A 14,143-nucleotide genomic window follows, 5' to 3' on the forward strand; every position below is an offset into this window, starting at 1 on the left:
CTCAGCCTTCCAGCTTCTGCAGATGCTCTTCAAGATAGGGCCGCAGATGCTGGTGCTGCGTCGGCAGTTTCAGGGCTTCGCCGAGATGGGCGGTGTCCTCGTCGCGGTCGAAGCCCGGCTCATTGGTGGCGACTTCGAACAGCACGCCGCCCGGCGTTCGGAAGTAGATCGCCCAGAAATAGTCGCGGTCGATCACCGGCGTCACGCCATAACCCGTATCGATCAGCGCCTTGCGCACTTCGAGCTGCTGGGCGCGGTTCTCCACCGCGAAGGCGACATGGTGGACCGAGCCGGCGCCGAGATTGGCAAAGCCCGCGGTAGGAAGCGATTCGATATCGACGACATCAGCGCCGTTGCCGTTCTTGATGGCGAGCCGGCTGACACTGCCGGACTTGTCCACTTGCTCATAGCCCATGAACTTCAACAGCTCTTCCGTGGCGCCACCATCCTTCAATCTGAGCGAGACCGAGTGGAAGCCGCGTATCGCCTCATCAGCGGGAATGCCGCCTTTCAACCATGGCGCGCGGCTGTCCGCCTTGTCTTCGACCAGCGCGAAACCGTCGCCGTCGGGACCGGCGAAGGCCAGCCGCTTCTCGCCGAACGTCTCTTCGCGGGAGACACCCGCAACGCCTTCATCGGCGAAGCGCTTTTCCCAATAGCCGAGCGTGCCGGCCGGCACCGAATAGGCCGTGGTACCGACTTCCCCGACGCCATGGCGGCCCCTGGCAATGTCCGGGAACGGAAAATAGGTCATCACCGAGCCGGGCGTACCGTGCTCGTCACCATAATAGAGGTGATAGACATCTGGCGCGTCGAAGTTGACGGTCTTCTTGACCCGGCGCAGGCCGAGCTTGTGCGTGAAGAAATTATTGTTCTGGCGCGCATCGCCGGCCATCGACGTCACGTGATGCAGGCCCTTGATCTGGTCGAGCATTGTCTTGCTCCTTCCCTTCGGTTTGCGGCTCTTGCCGCTGTCCACGCCTATATGAGGGGCCGCCTGGCAATGGCAAAGGCGGCAAACTCAGAATGGACTGTATCCCAATAGTGAACAGCAGGAAATTTTCGTTCACCATTTAAGCAAGACTGACAGGCTTGCGCTGCCGCCAAATTCCGGTTCATTGAACGTCTTCCCGACGTGACAGGATAGAGCATTGGCCGCGAAAAGCAGACGCCCGAACATCCTATTGATCTCCTGCGACCAATGGCGGGGCGATTGCCTGTCGGCTGCCGGCCATGCCGTGGTGAAGACGCCGAATGCCGATGCGCTCGCCGCCGAAGGCGTCCTTTTCATGCGGCATTACGGCGGCGCGGCGCCCTGCTCGCCGGCCCGCGCGTGCCTCTACACCGGCCTCTACCAGATGAACAATCGCGTCTGCCGCAACGGCACGCCGCTCGACGCCCGCCACGGCAACATGGCGCTTTCGGCCCGCGCCCTCGGCTATGATCCGACTTTGTTCGGCTACACCGACGTCTCGCCCGATCCGCGCACGATGGCGCCGGGCGATCCCCGGCTGAAAAGCTATGAGGGCGTGCTGCCCGGCTTCAGCGTTCGCCAGTTCCTGCCTGAGCATCAGAAACCATGGCTGTCATGGCTGAAGGCACGTGGCGTCGACACCAGCGCGGGCTCTCCCGGCATTCACCGCCCCGTAGGCGGGGAAGCGGGCGACGCCGTGACCAGCGCGCCGCCTGTCTATTCCAGGGACGAGACGCCGACCGCTTTTCTTGCCGGCGAATTCATTCGCTGGCTGGACGAACAGGATTCGCCATGGTTCGCGCATGTCTCCTTCATCAGCCCGCATCCGCCCTTTGTCGTACCGCGGCCCTACAACACGCTGTATGATCCGGCGGACGGACCGCCCTTCCGCCATGTCGAGACTTGGCAGGCCGAGGCGCAAAGGCATCCCTATCTGGCTTACGACCTTGGTCGCCAGAAGCGGAGAAGCTTCCGCCCCGGCACCGACGGCCACGTGCGCGACTGGGGCGACGACAACATCCGGGCCATCCGCGCGATCTATTACGGCATGATCTCGGAGGTCGACGCGCAGCTTGGCCGCATCTGGCAAGCGATCAAGACGGCGAATGCATGGGATGACACCATCATCGTGCTGACTTCGGACCACGCCGAGATGATGGGCGACCATTTCATGCTGGGCAAAGGCGGCTTCTTCGACGGCAGCTATCACATCCCATTGATCGTGCGCGACCCGCGTCACGGCAATGCAGCCGGCTCGACCGTCAACCACTTCACCGAGGCCGTCGACATCTTCCCGACCTTGCTCGATCTGCTGGACGCCGACGCCCAGCTGCATCTCGACGGCCGCTCGCTAAAACCGTTCCTGCAAGATGAACCGCCTAAGGATTGGCGCGACGCGGCGCATTGGGAGTTCGACTTCCGCTCGATTGCCAGCGGTGAGGCCGAACGGCATTTCGGCATCGGCTCGCGCCAGTGCAACCTCGCCGTCATCCGTACGGAAAAATTCAAATACGTGCATTTCGGCGGCGGCCTGCCGCCGCTGCTCTTCGACATGCAGAAGGATCCGGGCGAACTGGCCAACGTTGCCGCCGACCCGGCCTATCTCAGCGTGCGGCTTGAATTTGCCGAGCGACTGCTTGCCTGGCGCGCCGAGCATCTTGACCAGTCGTTGGCGCTTGCAGAGCTGACGGACGAAGGGGTGGTGGATATGTGGTAGGCAGTAGGCAGTAGGCAGTAGAATGTTCTGGCGGCCTGATTGCCTCGTCACTCGGTTTCGCCTACTGCCCAATCCCTACTGCCTATTCCCTTACTGTACCATCATCCGCTGCTGGTCGCGCTTCTCGGCATAGCTGCCCTTGTCATACGCAGCCTGCGCCTGCAGCTGCTCCTTGGTGAAGTTGGTGTAGAGATATTTGTTGCCGTCCTTGTCGGTCATGAATTTGAGCTTGTCCATGCCGACCGCGACCTCCTTGGCGCCGATGCCTAGAAAGCCGCCGACATCGATGATGACGGCATCCGGCTTGCTGTCGGGCGTGAGCACGACGTCGCCGATCTCGCCGACCTTGGCGTCGTTGGCGCCATAGACGGTGGTGCCCTTCAGGTCGTCGCCTCTGATGTTACCGACCGGCATTTCGGTCAGTGTGGACTTGTCGATCGCTGCCGTTTGCGTCGGATCGGTGGCTTTTGTACCGGCCGGAGCTTCCGCGGTCTTGTCCGCGGGCTGAGCATTGTCAGCCGGTGCAACGGCCGTCGGGGCAGCCGGAGCAGTCGGTTGCGTCGCGTCGGACGTTGTCGTCACCGGCGCCGGATCATAGGGCTTGCGGTCGAAATCAGGCTGCGCCTGCAGTTCCTCCTTGGTGGTCTGCGCCACCAGCCAGCGATCGCCGTTCTTTTCGGCCCACTGCGCCTTGGCGAAATCATAGGTGACATTCTTTTCACCCATGCCAAGGAAGCCGCCGACGCCGATCACCAGCGACTGCGCCTTGCCATCCTTGGTCAGCACGATGTCGTTGACGTCGCCGATATTCTGGGCATCGTCGCCAGTGCCATTGTAGACATTCTCGCCGATGATGTTGGTTGCGAGATTGCCGTCAGCGCGTTTCACCGCCGGTTCTGACGGCGCGGCGTTGAGATCAACCGGCTTCTGCGGGTCGTTCTGCGCCGTGGAAGCAGTGGCCGGGGCCGGATCGTAGGGCTTGCGGTCGAAATCGGGCAGCGCCGTCAACGCTTCTTTCGTCGTCTCGGCGACGAGCCAGCGGTCACCATTCCTCTCGACCCATTGCAACTTGCCGTAGTCGAAGGCGACGTTCTTGCTGCCTATGCCGAGGAAGCCGCCAACGCCGATAATGGCGGATTTCGCCTGGCCTTTTTCATCGAGGACGACGTCGCTGACGTCACCGATCTTCTGCGCATCGTCGCCAGTGCCATTGTAGACGGACTCGCCGATGATATTGGTCATCAGCGCGCCGTCGGCCTGTTGCGGCGCCGGCGCGATGGTAGCAGGGGCTTCAGCCGGCGCTGGGGTCGTCGCCGGGGCCGTCGTTGACTGCGCAAACGCACCGGTAGCGATCAGCGTTGCGAGTGCAGTCGTCGCGAACAGTGTGCGGATCATGATTAAGTCTCCTCTTGCGTGATCTCATGCGCGCCGCAATCGGCAAACCACTTGCCGGGAGACCGAAGGCGGCGCCTCCAATGGGATCACAACGTTGTGACAAGGCGCTTGTTCCGAAAAAACGGGAGCATCGAAATACCCTGGGCAAGTCCGCGGAATCGCCCGACATTCCGCCCGGCCGATGGAACCTTTGCCAAGCTTGCCCGTTTCAGCCTGCGGCTGGCATTCCGGCCGCTAAAAAGAATACGGAGCGGGGCATGCGATTTGCAGCGGTGCTGAACCGGGACGGCGGCACCTTGCGGACCACCGATCTTTCCGCGCTAACAGACCGCATGCGCCAGACGCTCGAGGCGGCTGGTCACTCCGTCGATATCGACATCGTCGCCGGCAAGGAGATTGTCGCGGCGCTCGACAAGGTCGCCGCGCGGCGCGACATCGACGTCGTGCTGGCCGGTGGCGGCGACGGCACCATTTCGGCCGCCGCGGGGCGGCTGATGAATGACAAGAAGGCGCTGGCCGTCCTGCCTGCAGGAACCATGAACCTGTTCGCCCGCGGCCTTGGAATTCCGCAGACCATCGATGGCGCGCTGAAGTCCTTTGCCGACGGCGAGATCATGGCGGTCGATATCGCGAGCGCGAATGGCCGGCCGTTCGTGCATCAGTTCTCGATCGGCCTGCACGCCAGGATGGTGAAGCTGCGCGACAATATGGAATTCGCCTCGCGCCTGGGAAAGATTCGCGCTTCGGCCAAGGCCGCTTGGACGACGATCAACAATCCTCCAGCCATGAAGGTGACATTGACGGTCGGCGAAGCCGAAATCGTGACCCGCATCAGCGGCATCGGCATTTCCAACAATCTGTTTGGCGAAGGCCATCTGCCTTATGCCGACAATCCTGCCGGCGGCGTGCTCGGCATCTATGTAACCGTGGCGCGGCAGCGTGGCGAGCTGGTCAGGGCGCTCTTCGACATGGCTCGAGGCAGGTGGCGCGACAGCGATCATGTCGAAACTCATCAGGCCGACAAGGCAATCGTGACGATCCATACCGGGAGCAAGAAATTCGGCGCCGTCATCGACGGCGAACTGGTCAAGCTGGAGCGCGAAACGACAATCCAGATCCACCCTGGCGCACTGAACGTCCTGGTTCCGGCGCAAGCCGCCCAGGCGAAGGCCGCCTGATGCGATTACGAATGACGCGGAAAACCCTAGCCGCCCGACTGCCCCTCGCCGGCTGGCGCGCTCTGGTTGGCCGGCGCGCTCTGGCCGGTGGGCTGCCCCTGGCTTTCAGGGGTATCTGGATCGATCTTTTGGCCATAAATCTCGGCCGCTCCCCAAGCAATGAAAGCCAGGAGCAACCCGGCGACCAATATGCGCAGGCCGTGCCAACCCCAGCGCCCCTGACGGGCTTTGTTTTCAGGGGCGATCTTGGTCATTGGCGGCGTTCCTGTCGCGCAACCGGGATGGTGGATAAAACCATCGCCAGCGAAGCATGGTGGGGTAACGATTGCTTGCTACAAAAGTTCCGGCGCGCGACGACGGCCGCGCGAGATGCGCGCCACCGCAGGTGGGGCCTGCAAGCGAGGGGGCTTGGTGGATAGCAAGGTGGCGAAGCAGGCTGGTTTGCCGGTTGAGGTCCGCCGCGCCGTGGCGGCGCCGGAGCGGCTTGCCGTACTGCATAGGCTTGACGCGATCGACACCGACTCCGATCCCGACTTCGATCGCATCACCGGCCTTGCCGCAGCCGTGATGCAGGCGCCGATCGCGCTCGTCACGCTGCTCGACACCGAACGACAGTGGTTCAAATCCTGTGTCGGCTTCGACGAGACCGAAACCGCGACCGACATATCGTTCTGCGCCCATACCATTGCCGCCGGCGACGAGCCCATGGTGGTGCCGGATGCCAGCATCGACCCTCGCTTCTCCCGCAACCCGCTGGTCACCGGCGAACACCATGTCCGCTTTTATGTCGGCGCGCCGATGGTGGTCGCCGGCGCGCGCGTCGGCACGGTGTGCGTGCTCGACCGGGAGCCGCATGAATTTCCGTCCGCTGCCGCGCTCGATCATTTGAAATCGCTGGCCAGCCTCGCCGCCAGCCTGTTTACCCTCAAGGACGCCACCCGCAGCGGCGCCATTGCCACGGCTGCTTTGGCGCAGGAGGAAAAGCGCCGAGCCATAGCGCTCGATGCCGCCTCGCTCGCCAGTTGGGCCTGGGATATCCGCACCGACATGATCGAATGCGACGTGCGTTTGTCGGAGCTGTTCAACCTGCCGCGTTCGAACCGGCTGCGGGCGCGCGACATTTTGGCCGCCATCGACCCGCGCGACGTCTACCAGACCGAGACGCGCTTTCGCGATGCCCTGACCGGCAGCGACGACTATTTCGGCGAATACCGGGTCAAAGGCTTCGATCCGCCGCGCTGGATAGTCACCCGCGGCCGCGTCATCGAGCGCGACGGCGAAGGCAAGCCGACGCTTATCTTTGGCGTCAACTACGACATCTCGGAACGCAAGCTCGGCGAGGACCGGCAAAGGCTGCTGCTGCGCGAGCTCAACCATCGGGTCAAGAACACGCTGGCGACCGTGCAGGCGCTGGCCACACAGACCGTTCGCCACGCTCGCCGCCCAAGCGAATTCCTGGAAGCCTTCGGCGCCAGGCTGCAGGCGCTGGGCGCTGCCCATAACCTGCTGTCGGATCGCGAATGGCGCGGCATCGGTATTCGCGAACTGATGCAGATCGAGGTGAAGCCGTTCGATTCGGCAGAACGGCCGCGCATCGTGATCTCCGGTCCGGAGCTGCTGCTTTCGCCCGACCAGGCGGTGGGGCTCGGCCTGATCATGCACGAACTGGCCAGCAACGCGCTGCAATACGGATCGCTGTCGGTTGGCTCGGGGAAGGTCGATGTCGACTGGAAGGCGGCGGGCAAGAAAGGCGCGCGCCGCCTTGTGCTGACCTGGAGCGAAAGCGGCGGGCCGAAAGTCGACCCGCCGGAACGCCAGGGCTTCGGCTCTATCCTGATCCGCCGCAGCCTCGCCAAGGTTTTATCGAGCGAAGTGACCCACGAATTCCGCAGCGAAGGCGTGTTCGCCGAAATATCGATGCCGCTTGAAGATCTGCCGGCTTAAAGCAATTTCAGAAGTGCGAAGCGGTTTTCCCGGGAACAGCGTATCAGCGCGACGCGCTTTAGTCGGCTTCGCTGTCTGGATCGCCCGGATCCGGTTTGACGTTCTCGCGGTAGATGGCATAGGCCGCGAGCGCGATCATCGGGCCGAGAATGACGCCCTTCCCGCCTTTCCCCTTGAGCAAGGCCGGCAGCACGGCAAGCGCCGCGGTGATACCGAGCGCCTTCAGGTCGGCATTGCGCCTTCGCGCACGTCGGCGCGCACGCGTTCCGGCCGTAAGTTGATGAATGAGCACGATAAGCCCGGCCGTTACCAGGAAACCGGCCGCGAAGCCGAGACAGGCGGCCATCGAGCCGTAACGGTCAGCCGCCCAGATGTAGGCCGCCCCCAGGAGAAACCCGAGGCCGCACAGGGCAGCCACGGCGGCGAGCCCATAGACGATTGCCGCCGTGCGCGCGCGGCGCATGGCGGCAATGGCTTCACCCGAGGCCAAGGCCGAGATAAGCGGTGCCAGCATGCCCATCTCTGTCGAAACTAGCGCCGGGCAAGAAGCGCAAACAGGAAGCCGACGCCGGCCGCGATCGCCAGTGAAGTTACCGGCTTCTCGCGCACATTGGCCGTGATCTGGGCCTCAAGATCCTTGGCGTTGCCACGCAGGCTGTCGAAGACGGCTTCGCCCTGCGCGCGCAACTGGTCGACGCCTTCGGCAGCAGCGCGCCGCGCCGTGCCGTAACCATGTTCGCCGGTCTTGGCCAATTGCTTGGTCAATTTTTCGATATCCGCCTTCAACTGCCGAATGTCGGCCTCGAGGTCGGCGTTCGTCTGACTTTCGTTGGCGGTTTTTCCTGCGGCAGTTGCCATTCTAAACTCCTTGCGTTTGCTTGGCTTCAAACGCCCGACACACATCATGGTTCCGGAATCGGAGACCGTATCCATGAAAGGGTGTTTGCAAGTGCGAGTCCAGCCCCAGATGGAGGCCTGCCTGTCAGATCAGCGGCCGACGGCCTTCGCTTAGGCCCTCCCAGCGCGCGAGATCCTTCAGCCCCTCCCCGTCGATCACTTCGCAACCGCCGTCGCGCCAAGCGATCAGCTTGCGATCGATGAGCTTGCGGATCGTCTTGTTGGTGTGGACCAGCGACAGGCCGAGCGTATCGGCGACATGCTGCTGGGTAATCGGGATTTGCACCGGCGCCTTGCCGTTGAGCCCGACTGCCGCCGCGCGGCTGGCGATGAAGGCAATGAGATAGGCGGTGCGCTCGACCGCCGTGCGCCGACCGACGCTGAGCAGGTTCTCGTCCAGCATGCGCTCCTCGCGCGACGCCAGCCAGGTAATGTCGTAAGCAAGGCCCGGATGGTTGCGGTAGAGCTCGTGCAGGTTTTCACGCTCGAAGACGCACAACAGCATGGGCGACAGCGCCTCGACCGAGTGCTGCATTTCGCCCATCAGGCTGCCCTGCAGCCCGATAAGATCGCCGGGCATGGAGTAGTTCAGGATCTGGCGCCTGCCGTCCGACAATAGTTTGTAGCGGAAGGCCCAGCCCGAAAGCACGGTGTAGAGATGAGCACTTTGGCTGCCTTCGACCAGCACTGTGGCGCCCTTGTCGACGGCCAGTTCGCCCTTCTTGAACATGCTGACATAGGCAAGCTCCTGCTTCTCGAATTCCCGGAACACCGGCAATGGCCGAAGCGGGCAGATCTCGCATGGGTACTGACGGCTGGAAAACGAACGACCATTCTGGCCAGACATTTCGATCCCTCTTTCGAAAGTCTCTTGCCAGAGACTGAGTGCTACGCCTTTGCAAGGCCGCGGTTCCGCTGCCGATGGCATGTCTTTTTTAAATGACAGGATGGCAAATAGCGATCATGACTCGCTACACTCCACTGAGGCGAATTCGAAGCTCGCTTGTGGAGTAGAGCCGGTGGGCGAACTTTTCGGATTAAGGCCTGACCGATCCCCCAAGGTCCACGATGCGGTTGACTGGAGTCACGGTACCCGATGCTGCAAGAATTGAGGAGAGATTGCCAAGTGCCGCCATTGCTTGAGGGATTGCGAATTCTTGTCTTGGAGGATGAATTCCTGATCGCCATGGATGTCGAGCAGCTTTGCCGCGACCATGGCGCGAACGACGTAGTGATTGCCCGCGCTCTGGCCGAGATCGATGAGCAGAAGGTCGTTGGCGAGTTCGACGCCGCTATCGTGGACCTCATGCTGGGCGGAACGTCCACACTCGATTTCGCCGCGCGGCTGCGCCAATCGGGCCTGCCGTTTGTCTTTGCCTCCGGCTATTCGGACCCCGATGAGATCAAAGGGTCTTTTCCCGGCATCCGCCTGGTCACCAAGCCCTATTCGGGGACCGATCTCGTCGAGGCTCTGGCGGCGGCCTGCGGCCGCGCGCCAGTCTGAGATATCTTCGATGCGTATGTGTAGAGAGCCCAGGCCCGCAAACGGGGCCTCCGCCGTCAGGCAGCGTTTGAACCCGTCACCTGGGACGAGATCGCGTCCGGCCCGTATTCGTCTTCGCCGGAGATTTTGAGGATCTCCTGCAACCGCGTGCGGGCCCGGCTGACCCGGCTCTTGATCGTTCCGACCGCACAGCCGCAGATTTCGGCGGCCTCTTCATAGGAAAAGCCTGAAGCGCCGATGAGGATGATGGCTTCGCGCTGGTCCTCGGGGAGTTGCTCGAGCGCGCCGCGGAAATCCTTGAGGTCAAGCTGGCCGTGCTGAGCCGGATGAACGGCAAGCCTGGCCGTCATGATGCCGTCGCTGTCCTGCACCTCGCGGCCGCGCTTGCGCATCTGGGAATAGAACTCGTTGCGCAGGATGGTGAACAGCCATGCCTTGAGATTGGTGCCGGGCTGAAAGCTCTCATGCTTGTCCCAAGCCTTGACCAGCGTCTCCTGCACGAGATCGTCGGCCTTGTCGGCATTCTGCGTCAGCGACACGGCAAAAGCCCGCAGGCTCGGGATCGAGCCGAGCAGGTCGGTCTTGAACCCTTGTGAGACAGCTGCCATGCCTCAGTCCTTCTTCTGTGCGGGTTCGGCCTTTTCCAGTTGGCTGAGCAACTGGGCAAAGCGATCCGGCACATTGTCCGAGACCAGCTCGTCATAATACTGTTTGAGTTTACGGCCAATTTCCGAATTCGCCCCGAGCGGGTCGCCGGAATTGGCCCGGCGCCTGTCAGCGGCGCCAGCCAGCGTTTCTTTATTCATGTCCTTCATTTCGCCCTTAAATCCAGCGCCCCGAGCCGCCCCATTACACAACGCAAAGCGGCCCCCTCGTCTGGTTGCCCATCGCACCACAAACGTCGCCCGTGCAGTTTCGTTCCACAAGTGTCGGAACTTTTTCGCAAAACCCGCGTTTGGGTGTTGGGGCTTGCAATCAGCTTGACCTGCAATCTATGCAATCACGTCATCTGAGGGAGACGTCTACCATGAGCCTTTCCGCAACCATCGCTCCGCACCTGCCGTTCCTGCGCCGCTTTTCACGCGCCGTATCCGGATCGCAGGAGAGTGGCGATGCGCTGGTCGCCGCGATGCTCGAAGCCATCATCGCCGACGTCGACATCTTCCCGCAAGCGTCAAGCGACCGCATCGCGCTCTACAAGGTATTCGCCAAACTGTTCACCTCCATTGCCATCCGCGTTCCGCAGGAGCAGGCGCAATCGGCATGGGAGCAGCGCGCCGCCGCCAATCTGAACGCCATTGCGCCACGGCCACGCCAGGCTTTCCTGCTGGTCGCGGTCGAAGGCTTCGGTGAAGACGAGGCAGCTGAAATTCTCGATGTCGACGCCAAGGAATTCTCCGAACTGCTTGCCCAGGCGAGCAACGAGATCTCTCGCCAGGTGGCGACCGATGTGCTGATCATCGAGGACGAGCCGCTGATCGCCATGGACATCGAGGAAATGGTCGAGAGCCTCGGCCACCACGTGGTCGGAACCGCGCGCACCCATACCGAGGCGGTGGCGATGTTCGGCAAGACAAGGCCGAAGATGGTGCTGGCCGACATTCAGCTTGCCGATGGCAGCTCGGGTATCGATGCGGTCAACGAAATCCTGTCGTCGACTTCGGTGCCGGTAATCTTCATCACCGCCTTCCCCGAACGTCTGCTGACCGGCGAGCGGCCTGAACCGGCCTTCCTCGTCACCAAGCCGTTCAATCCCGACATGGTCAAGGCGCTGATCAGCCAAGCGCTGTTCTTCGACCGGCAGGCCAAGGCCGCCGCGTGAAGTAGGGCCTTCAATCTCCAACTTTTCGCCGCCTCGCAGCGTTGGCGGCACTGGCGATCGCCTAACCCGGCGATCGGCGGCTGCCCGTCGCGCCGTATCGCGCTCAGGCGCGCGAATCAATTCGCGTCCGGGCCTCTTCCAAAGACCTTCTTTTTCGGCAAATGGTGGAACAAACAGCAATCACTCACGTTCTTGATCCAGTATCGGAAGGAGACAGATCATGCTCTACTGGGCGCTCGTATTTCTCGTCGTGGCGATCATCGCCGGCGCGCTTGGTTTCGGCGGCATCGCCGGTACCTCGGCCGGTATCGCGCAAATATTGTTCTTCATCTTTCTCGCCTTCCTCGTCATCTCGCTTCTGGCCGGCCTGTTCAGACGGGCATCGTAGGAGCGGGCGAAGAACACTGGAAGCCGCACCCCTCAAACGGTTTCCAGCCACCGCCGGGCGATGTCCTCCAACGGGACATCGTCCGGCGGACCTTTTCTGGGGACCTACTCAGGAACTGAGTCCAAGTGAATCGTTCGGTCCTGATCAGGTGGACAGGTGATTGATGCGTTCCATTGGCGGAGGCGAGAGCGGACAGGGCGACGAGGTGATCGCACTGCACCCGGCTGAAAGCGGAATGCAGCTTGGCCGGGCCTTGCTTCACGCTCTGCACAATGCCGGCATTTCCGTCCTCTATCAGGATCGTGAATTGAAGACTGTATGGGCCCGCAACATGCGTGCGCCGTGGGTTTCCGACACAGCCGACAGCAACGGCGCGTTGCCACCGGCGCAAGCTGAGCAAATCGCCGCCGCCAAAAGCAATGTGATCGCTTCCGGCAATCCGGAACGCCTTGAACTGAGTGTTCCCACCGGTGATAGCATGCGCTGGTTCCAGGTATGGGTCGATGCCGATCGGGGCCATCGCGGCGACGTGCAGGGCGTCGTCACCACGATGGTGGAAACCACCGAGCAGAAACGCCGCGAACAGACGCTGAAGACGCTGTTGCGCGAAGTCAGCCACCGCTCCAAGAACCTGTTGGCTATCATCCAGAGTATTGCCACCCAGACCGGCCGCTATTCCGAGACACCGGACGATTTCCTGAAGCGCTTTCGCGGCCGCCTGCAGTCACTGGCTTCCTCGCAGGACCTGGTGACGTCGTCGAACTGGCGGGGTGCAGCACTTCGCGAGCTTATCCGCGGCCAGGTCGTTCGCTACGGCGCCGATCCCGCGCAGAGCCTGCGCTTCAATGGCGTCAACCCCTACCTCAATCCCAACGCGGCCATTCATATCGGCCTGGCCATGCACGAACTCGCCGTCAATTCATTCAGCTACGGCGCCCTGGCGCGGCCGGACGGCTTTGTCGAGGTAACCGCCGATCTGTCGAACGTCGCAGAGGCCGCAGACAAGCCGGCTTTGTCGCTGACCTGGGTCGAGGCCATTGTCGCCAATGATAACAGGCGCACCGAGAAACGCTTCGGCAGCGTTGCCCTCGAACGTGTCGTGCCGGCATCGCTGAACGGCACGGCGACGCTGGAGATCACCAGTGACCGCCTCGAATATCGCCTCGTCGTTCCGCACGGCAATTTCGAAACCGAATGAGCGGCGGGATTCCTTAACCGGCTGTTCACCATAAAATCCGATGCTGTGGTTCCCAGAGATTGCTGGATCTTGACCGATTCAACCGATGTTTCGGCCGCAGCCTGCAACGCGAGTATGGGAGGAATGATCATGACGGTTGCCGATATGAACAGGCTGGAGCAGGCCGCCCGGGTGTCGATGAGCGGCTTTCAGGATCCTGACGCTTCAGCCTCGCCTTTGCAGCACGCCTGGCATCCCTTGCTTCGCGTCGCCGCTGTCGCGCTCGTCGCCGCTGTTGTGCTGATCGTGGCGTCGCAATTGGTCTGAGCCAGATGCTCAGGTTCACGCTGCTCCCAAGCAGCCTGGCTCAGAAACTGTCCAGCTCGTAGCCGACCAATTATTAACGCCCCTTTCGGCACAGGAACTTTGACGGCTGTGGACCGTTCTTATGGCGAGAGGACGTGTCGCCGTGGAACACATCGCCGCTTTGCTTTTGGTAATTGGCTGTTCGAACAACATGACCGAATGCCGTGAACTGCCGGTGCCGGTCAGTGTTTTCGAAACCGCCGAAGCATGCACGGCAGAACGTCCATTCGCTGCCGGCGACGTGCAGGGTCAGGCCGAGCACGTCGTTGCCAAATGTCTTACGGTCGACCCCGCGCTGGAAGATGATTACGACCAGATCGTCTGGAACGTGCGCCCGGACGGCACCCTCGACGCGTCTTTGCAGATTTCCAGTGTCGTGGTCGCGTCGAACGCCACGCGCCGCGAAAAAGACTCTCTTAGCCAACAATAAGATCGAGCGGGCAAAGGCTGCTGTTTCGTGCTAAATAGCGGCTGGAGCTTACTAAAGTGAGGACAAAAGTGAGGAGAGATTCTATGCGGAAATTGATTATTGCCATGGTTGCGGTGGTCGCCGTCAGCGGCTGCAGCACGACCGAGCAGGATGTCGGTGTCGGCGCCGGTGTCGGTGCTTTGGCCGGCGGACTGATCGGCGGCGGCAAGGGTGCGCTGATCGGCGCAGCCGTTGGCGCCGGTTCCGGCCTGCTGGTGCGCAACCTGCGCAACGGCTATTGCCAGTATCGCGACAATCGCGGCCGGCTCTACACCGCTCGCTGCTGATCCGCTTCAAAAGCGTCAGACAATCG

18 protein-coding genes are annotated in these 14,143 nt (G+C 62.1%); 10 read left to right on the forward strand and 8 right to left on the reverse strand.

Features of this window, described 5'->3' with window-relative positions:
• Nucleotide 1 precedes the first annotated feature (1 nt).
• On the reverse strand, nucleotides 2-934 hold the full coding sequence (locus tag ACYG9Z_RS10920) for a VOC family protein (protein WP_023724468.1): 933 nt from the start codon (nucleotides 932-934) through the stop codon (nucleotides 2-4).
• A gap of 217 nt (nucleotides 935-1,151) precedes the next feature.
• On the opposite strand from ACYG9Z_RS10920, the gene ACYG9Z_RS10925 reads away from it, so the two are divergent.
• Nucleotides 1,152-2,690 (forward strand): alkaline phosphatase family protein, encoded by a 1,539-nt coding sequence (locus ACYG9Z_RS10925; RefSeq protein ID WP_031197104.1) that lies wholly within the window; start codon nucleotides 1,152-1,154, stop codon nucleotides 2,688-2,690.
• A gap of 90 nt (nucleotides 2,691-2,780) precedes the next feature.
• Here the strand turns inward: ACYG9Z_RS10925 and ACYG9Z_RS10930 are convergent, their stop codons facing one another.
• Nucleotides 2,781-4,085, reverse strand: a complete 1,305-nt coding sequence (locus ACYG9Z_RS10930; RefSeq protein ID WP_023751667.1) for a PRC-barrel domain-containing protein — start codon at nucleotides 4,083-4,085, stop codon at nucleotides 2,781-2,783.
• Between the two features lie 257 nt (nucleotides 4,086-4,342).
• On the opposite strand from ACYG9Z_RS10930, the gene ACYG9Z_RS10935 reads away from it, so the two are divergent.
• Nucleotides 4,343-5,263 carry a diacylglycerol/lipid kinase family protein gene (locus tag ACYG9Z_RS10935; protein WP_023751666.1) on the forward strand — a complete coding sequence of 307 codons (921 nt, stop codon included), beginning with the start codon at nucleotides 4,343-4,345 and terminating at the stop codon, nucleotides 5,261-5,263.
• A 26-nt stretch (nucleotides 5,264-5,289) separates the two neighbouring features.
• Here the strand turns inward: ACYG9Z_RS10935 and ACYG9Z_RS10940 are convergent, their stop codons facing one another.
• Nucleotides 5,290-5,517, reverse strand: coding sequence for a hypothetical protein (locus tag ACYG9Z_RS10940; protein WP_023735212.1), 228 nt, complete (start codon nucleotides 5,515-5,517; stop codon nucleotides 5,290-5,292).
• Between the two features lie 115 nt (nucleotides 5,518-5,632).
• Between ACYG9Z_RS10940 and ACYG9Z_RS10945 the strand changes: the two genes are divergently transcribed.
• Nucleotides 5,633-7,207, forward strand: a complete 1,575-nt coding sequence (locus tag ACYG9Z_RS10945) for an HWE histidine kinase domain-containing protein (protein WP_081726947.1) — start codon at nucleotides 5,633-5,635, stop codon at nucleotides 7,205-7,207.
• A 58-nt stretch (nucleotides 7,208-7,265) separates the two neighbouring features.
• On the opposite strand, the gene ACYG9Z_RS10950 is transcribed toward ACYG9Z_RS10945, so the two are convergent.
• The 3 genes from ACYG9Z_RS10950 to ACYG9Z_RS10960 form a co-directional block, all read right to left on the reverse strand.
• Complete coding sequence (locus ACYG9Z_RS10950; RefSeq protein WP_023751664.1) at nucleotides 7,266-7,727, reverse strand: hypothetical protein; 462 nt, start codon at nucleotides 7,725-7,727, stop codon at nucleotides 7,266-7,268.
• Nucleotides 7,728-7,738: 11 nt separating this feature from the next.
• A complete protein-coding gene (locus tag ACYG9Z_RS10955) occupies nucleotides 7,739-8,065 on the reverse strand; it encodes an ElaB/YgaM/YqjD family protein (RefSeq protein WP_023670092.1) in 327 nt (108 codons plus the stop codon).
• A gap of 124 nt (nucleotides 8,066-8,189) precedes the next feature.
• On the reverse strand, nucleotides 8,190-8,951 hold the full coding sequence (locus tag ACYG9Z_RS10960) for a Crp/Fnr family transcriptional regulator (RefSeq protein ID WP_023670093.1): 762 nt from the start codon (nucleotides 8,949-8,951) through the stop codon (nucleotides 8,190-8,192).
• A gap of 339 nt (nucleotides 8,952-9,290) precedes the next feature.
• Between ACYG9Z_RS10960 and ACYG9Z_RS10965 the strand changes: the two genes are divergently transcribed.
• Nucleotides 9,291-9,608, forward strand: a complete 318-nt coding sequence (locus tag ACYG9Z_RS10965; RefSeq protein ID WP_050485906.1) for a response regulator — start codon at nucleotides 9,291-9,293, stop codon at nucleotides 9,606-9,608.
• Between the two features lie 56 nt (nucleotides 9,609-9,664).
• On the opposite strand, the gene ACYG9Z_RS10970 is transcribed toward ACYG9Z_RS10965, so the two are convergent.
• A complete protein-coding gene (locus tag ACYG9Z_RS10970; protein WP_023670095.1) occupies nucleotides 9,665-10,216 on the reverse strand; it encodes a sigma-70 family RNA polymerase sigma factor in 552 nt (183 codons plus the stop codon).
• Between the two features lie 3 nt (nucleotides 10,217-10,219).
• Complete coding sequence (locus ACYG9Z_RS10975; protein ID WP_023670096.1) at nucleotides 10,220-10,423, reverse strand: NepR family anti-sigma factor; 204 nt, start codon at nucleotides 10,421-10,423, stop codon at nucleotides 10,220-10,222.
• A gap of 212 nt (nucleotides 10,424-10,635) precedes the next feature.
• Between ACYG9Z_RS10975 and ACYG9Z_RS10980 the strand changes: the two genes are divergently transcribed.
• The 6 genes from ACYG9Z_RS10980 to ACYG9Z_RS11005 all read left to right on the forward strand — a co-directional run bounded on the left by ACYG9Z_RS10980 (nucleotide 10,636) and on the right by ACYG9Z_RS11005 (nucleotide 14,117).
• Nucleotides 10,636-11,430 carry a response regulator gene (locus ACYG9Z_RS10980; RefSeq protein ID WP_023670097.1) on the forward strand — a complete coding sequence of 265 codons (795 nt, stop codon included), beginning with the start codon at nucleotides 10,636-10,638 and terminating at the stop codon, nucleotides 11,428-11,430.
• A 220-nt stretch (nucleotides 11,431-11,650) separates the two neighbouring features.
• Nucleotides 11,651-11,818: a DUF1328 domain-containing protein gene (locus ACYG9Z_RS10985; RefSeq protein ID WP_023670098.1), complete on the forward strand. Its 168-nt coding sequence runs from the start codon at nucleotides 11,651-11,653 to the stop codon at nucleotides 11,816-11,818.
• A gap of 163 nt (nucleotides 11,819-11,981) precedes the next feature.
• Nucleotides 11,982-13,016, forward strand: coding sequence for a sensor histidine kinase (locus ACYG9Z_RS10990; RefSeq protein WP_023683963.1), 1,035 nt, complete (start codon nucleotides 11,982-11,984; stop codon nucleotides 13,014-13,016).
• Between the two features lie 129 nt (nucleotides 13,017-13,145).
• Entirely contained in the window at nucleotides 13,146-13,322 is a 177-nt protein-coding gene (locus ACYG9Z_RS10995) for a hypothetical protein (protein ID WP_023683964.1), read from the forward strand.
• A gap of 142 nt (nucleotides 13,323-13,464) precedes the next feature.
• Nucleotides 13,465-13,791 (forward strand): hypothetical protein, encoded by a 327-nt coding sequence (locus ACYG9Z_RS11000; protein WP_023670101.1) that lies wholly within the window; start codon nucleotides 13,465-13,467, stop codon nucleotides 13,789-13,791.
• Nucleotides 13,792-13,874: 83 nt separating this feature from the next.
• Nucleotides 13,875-14,117 (forward strand): YMGG-like glycine zipper-containing protein, encoded by a 243-nt coding sequence (locus tag ACYG9Z_RS11005; RefSeq protein WP_023670102.1) that lies wholly within the window; start codon nucleotides 13,875-13,877, stop codon nucleotides 14,115-14,117.
• Nucleotides 14,118-14,143 lie beyond the last annotated feature (26 nt).

Source organism: Mesorhizobium sp. RSR380A, assembly GCF_054719385.1.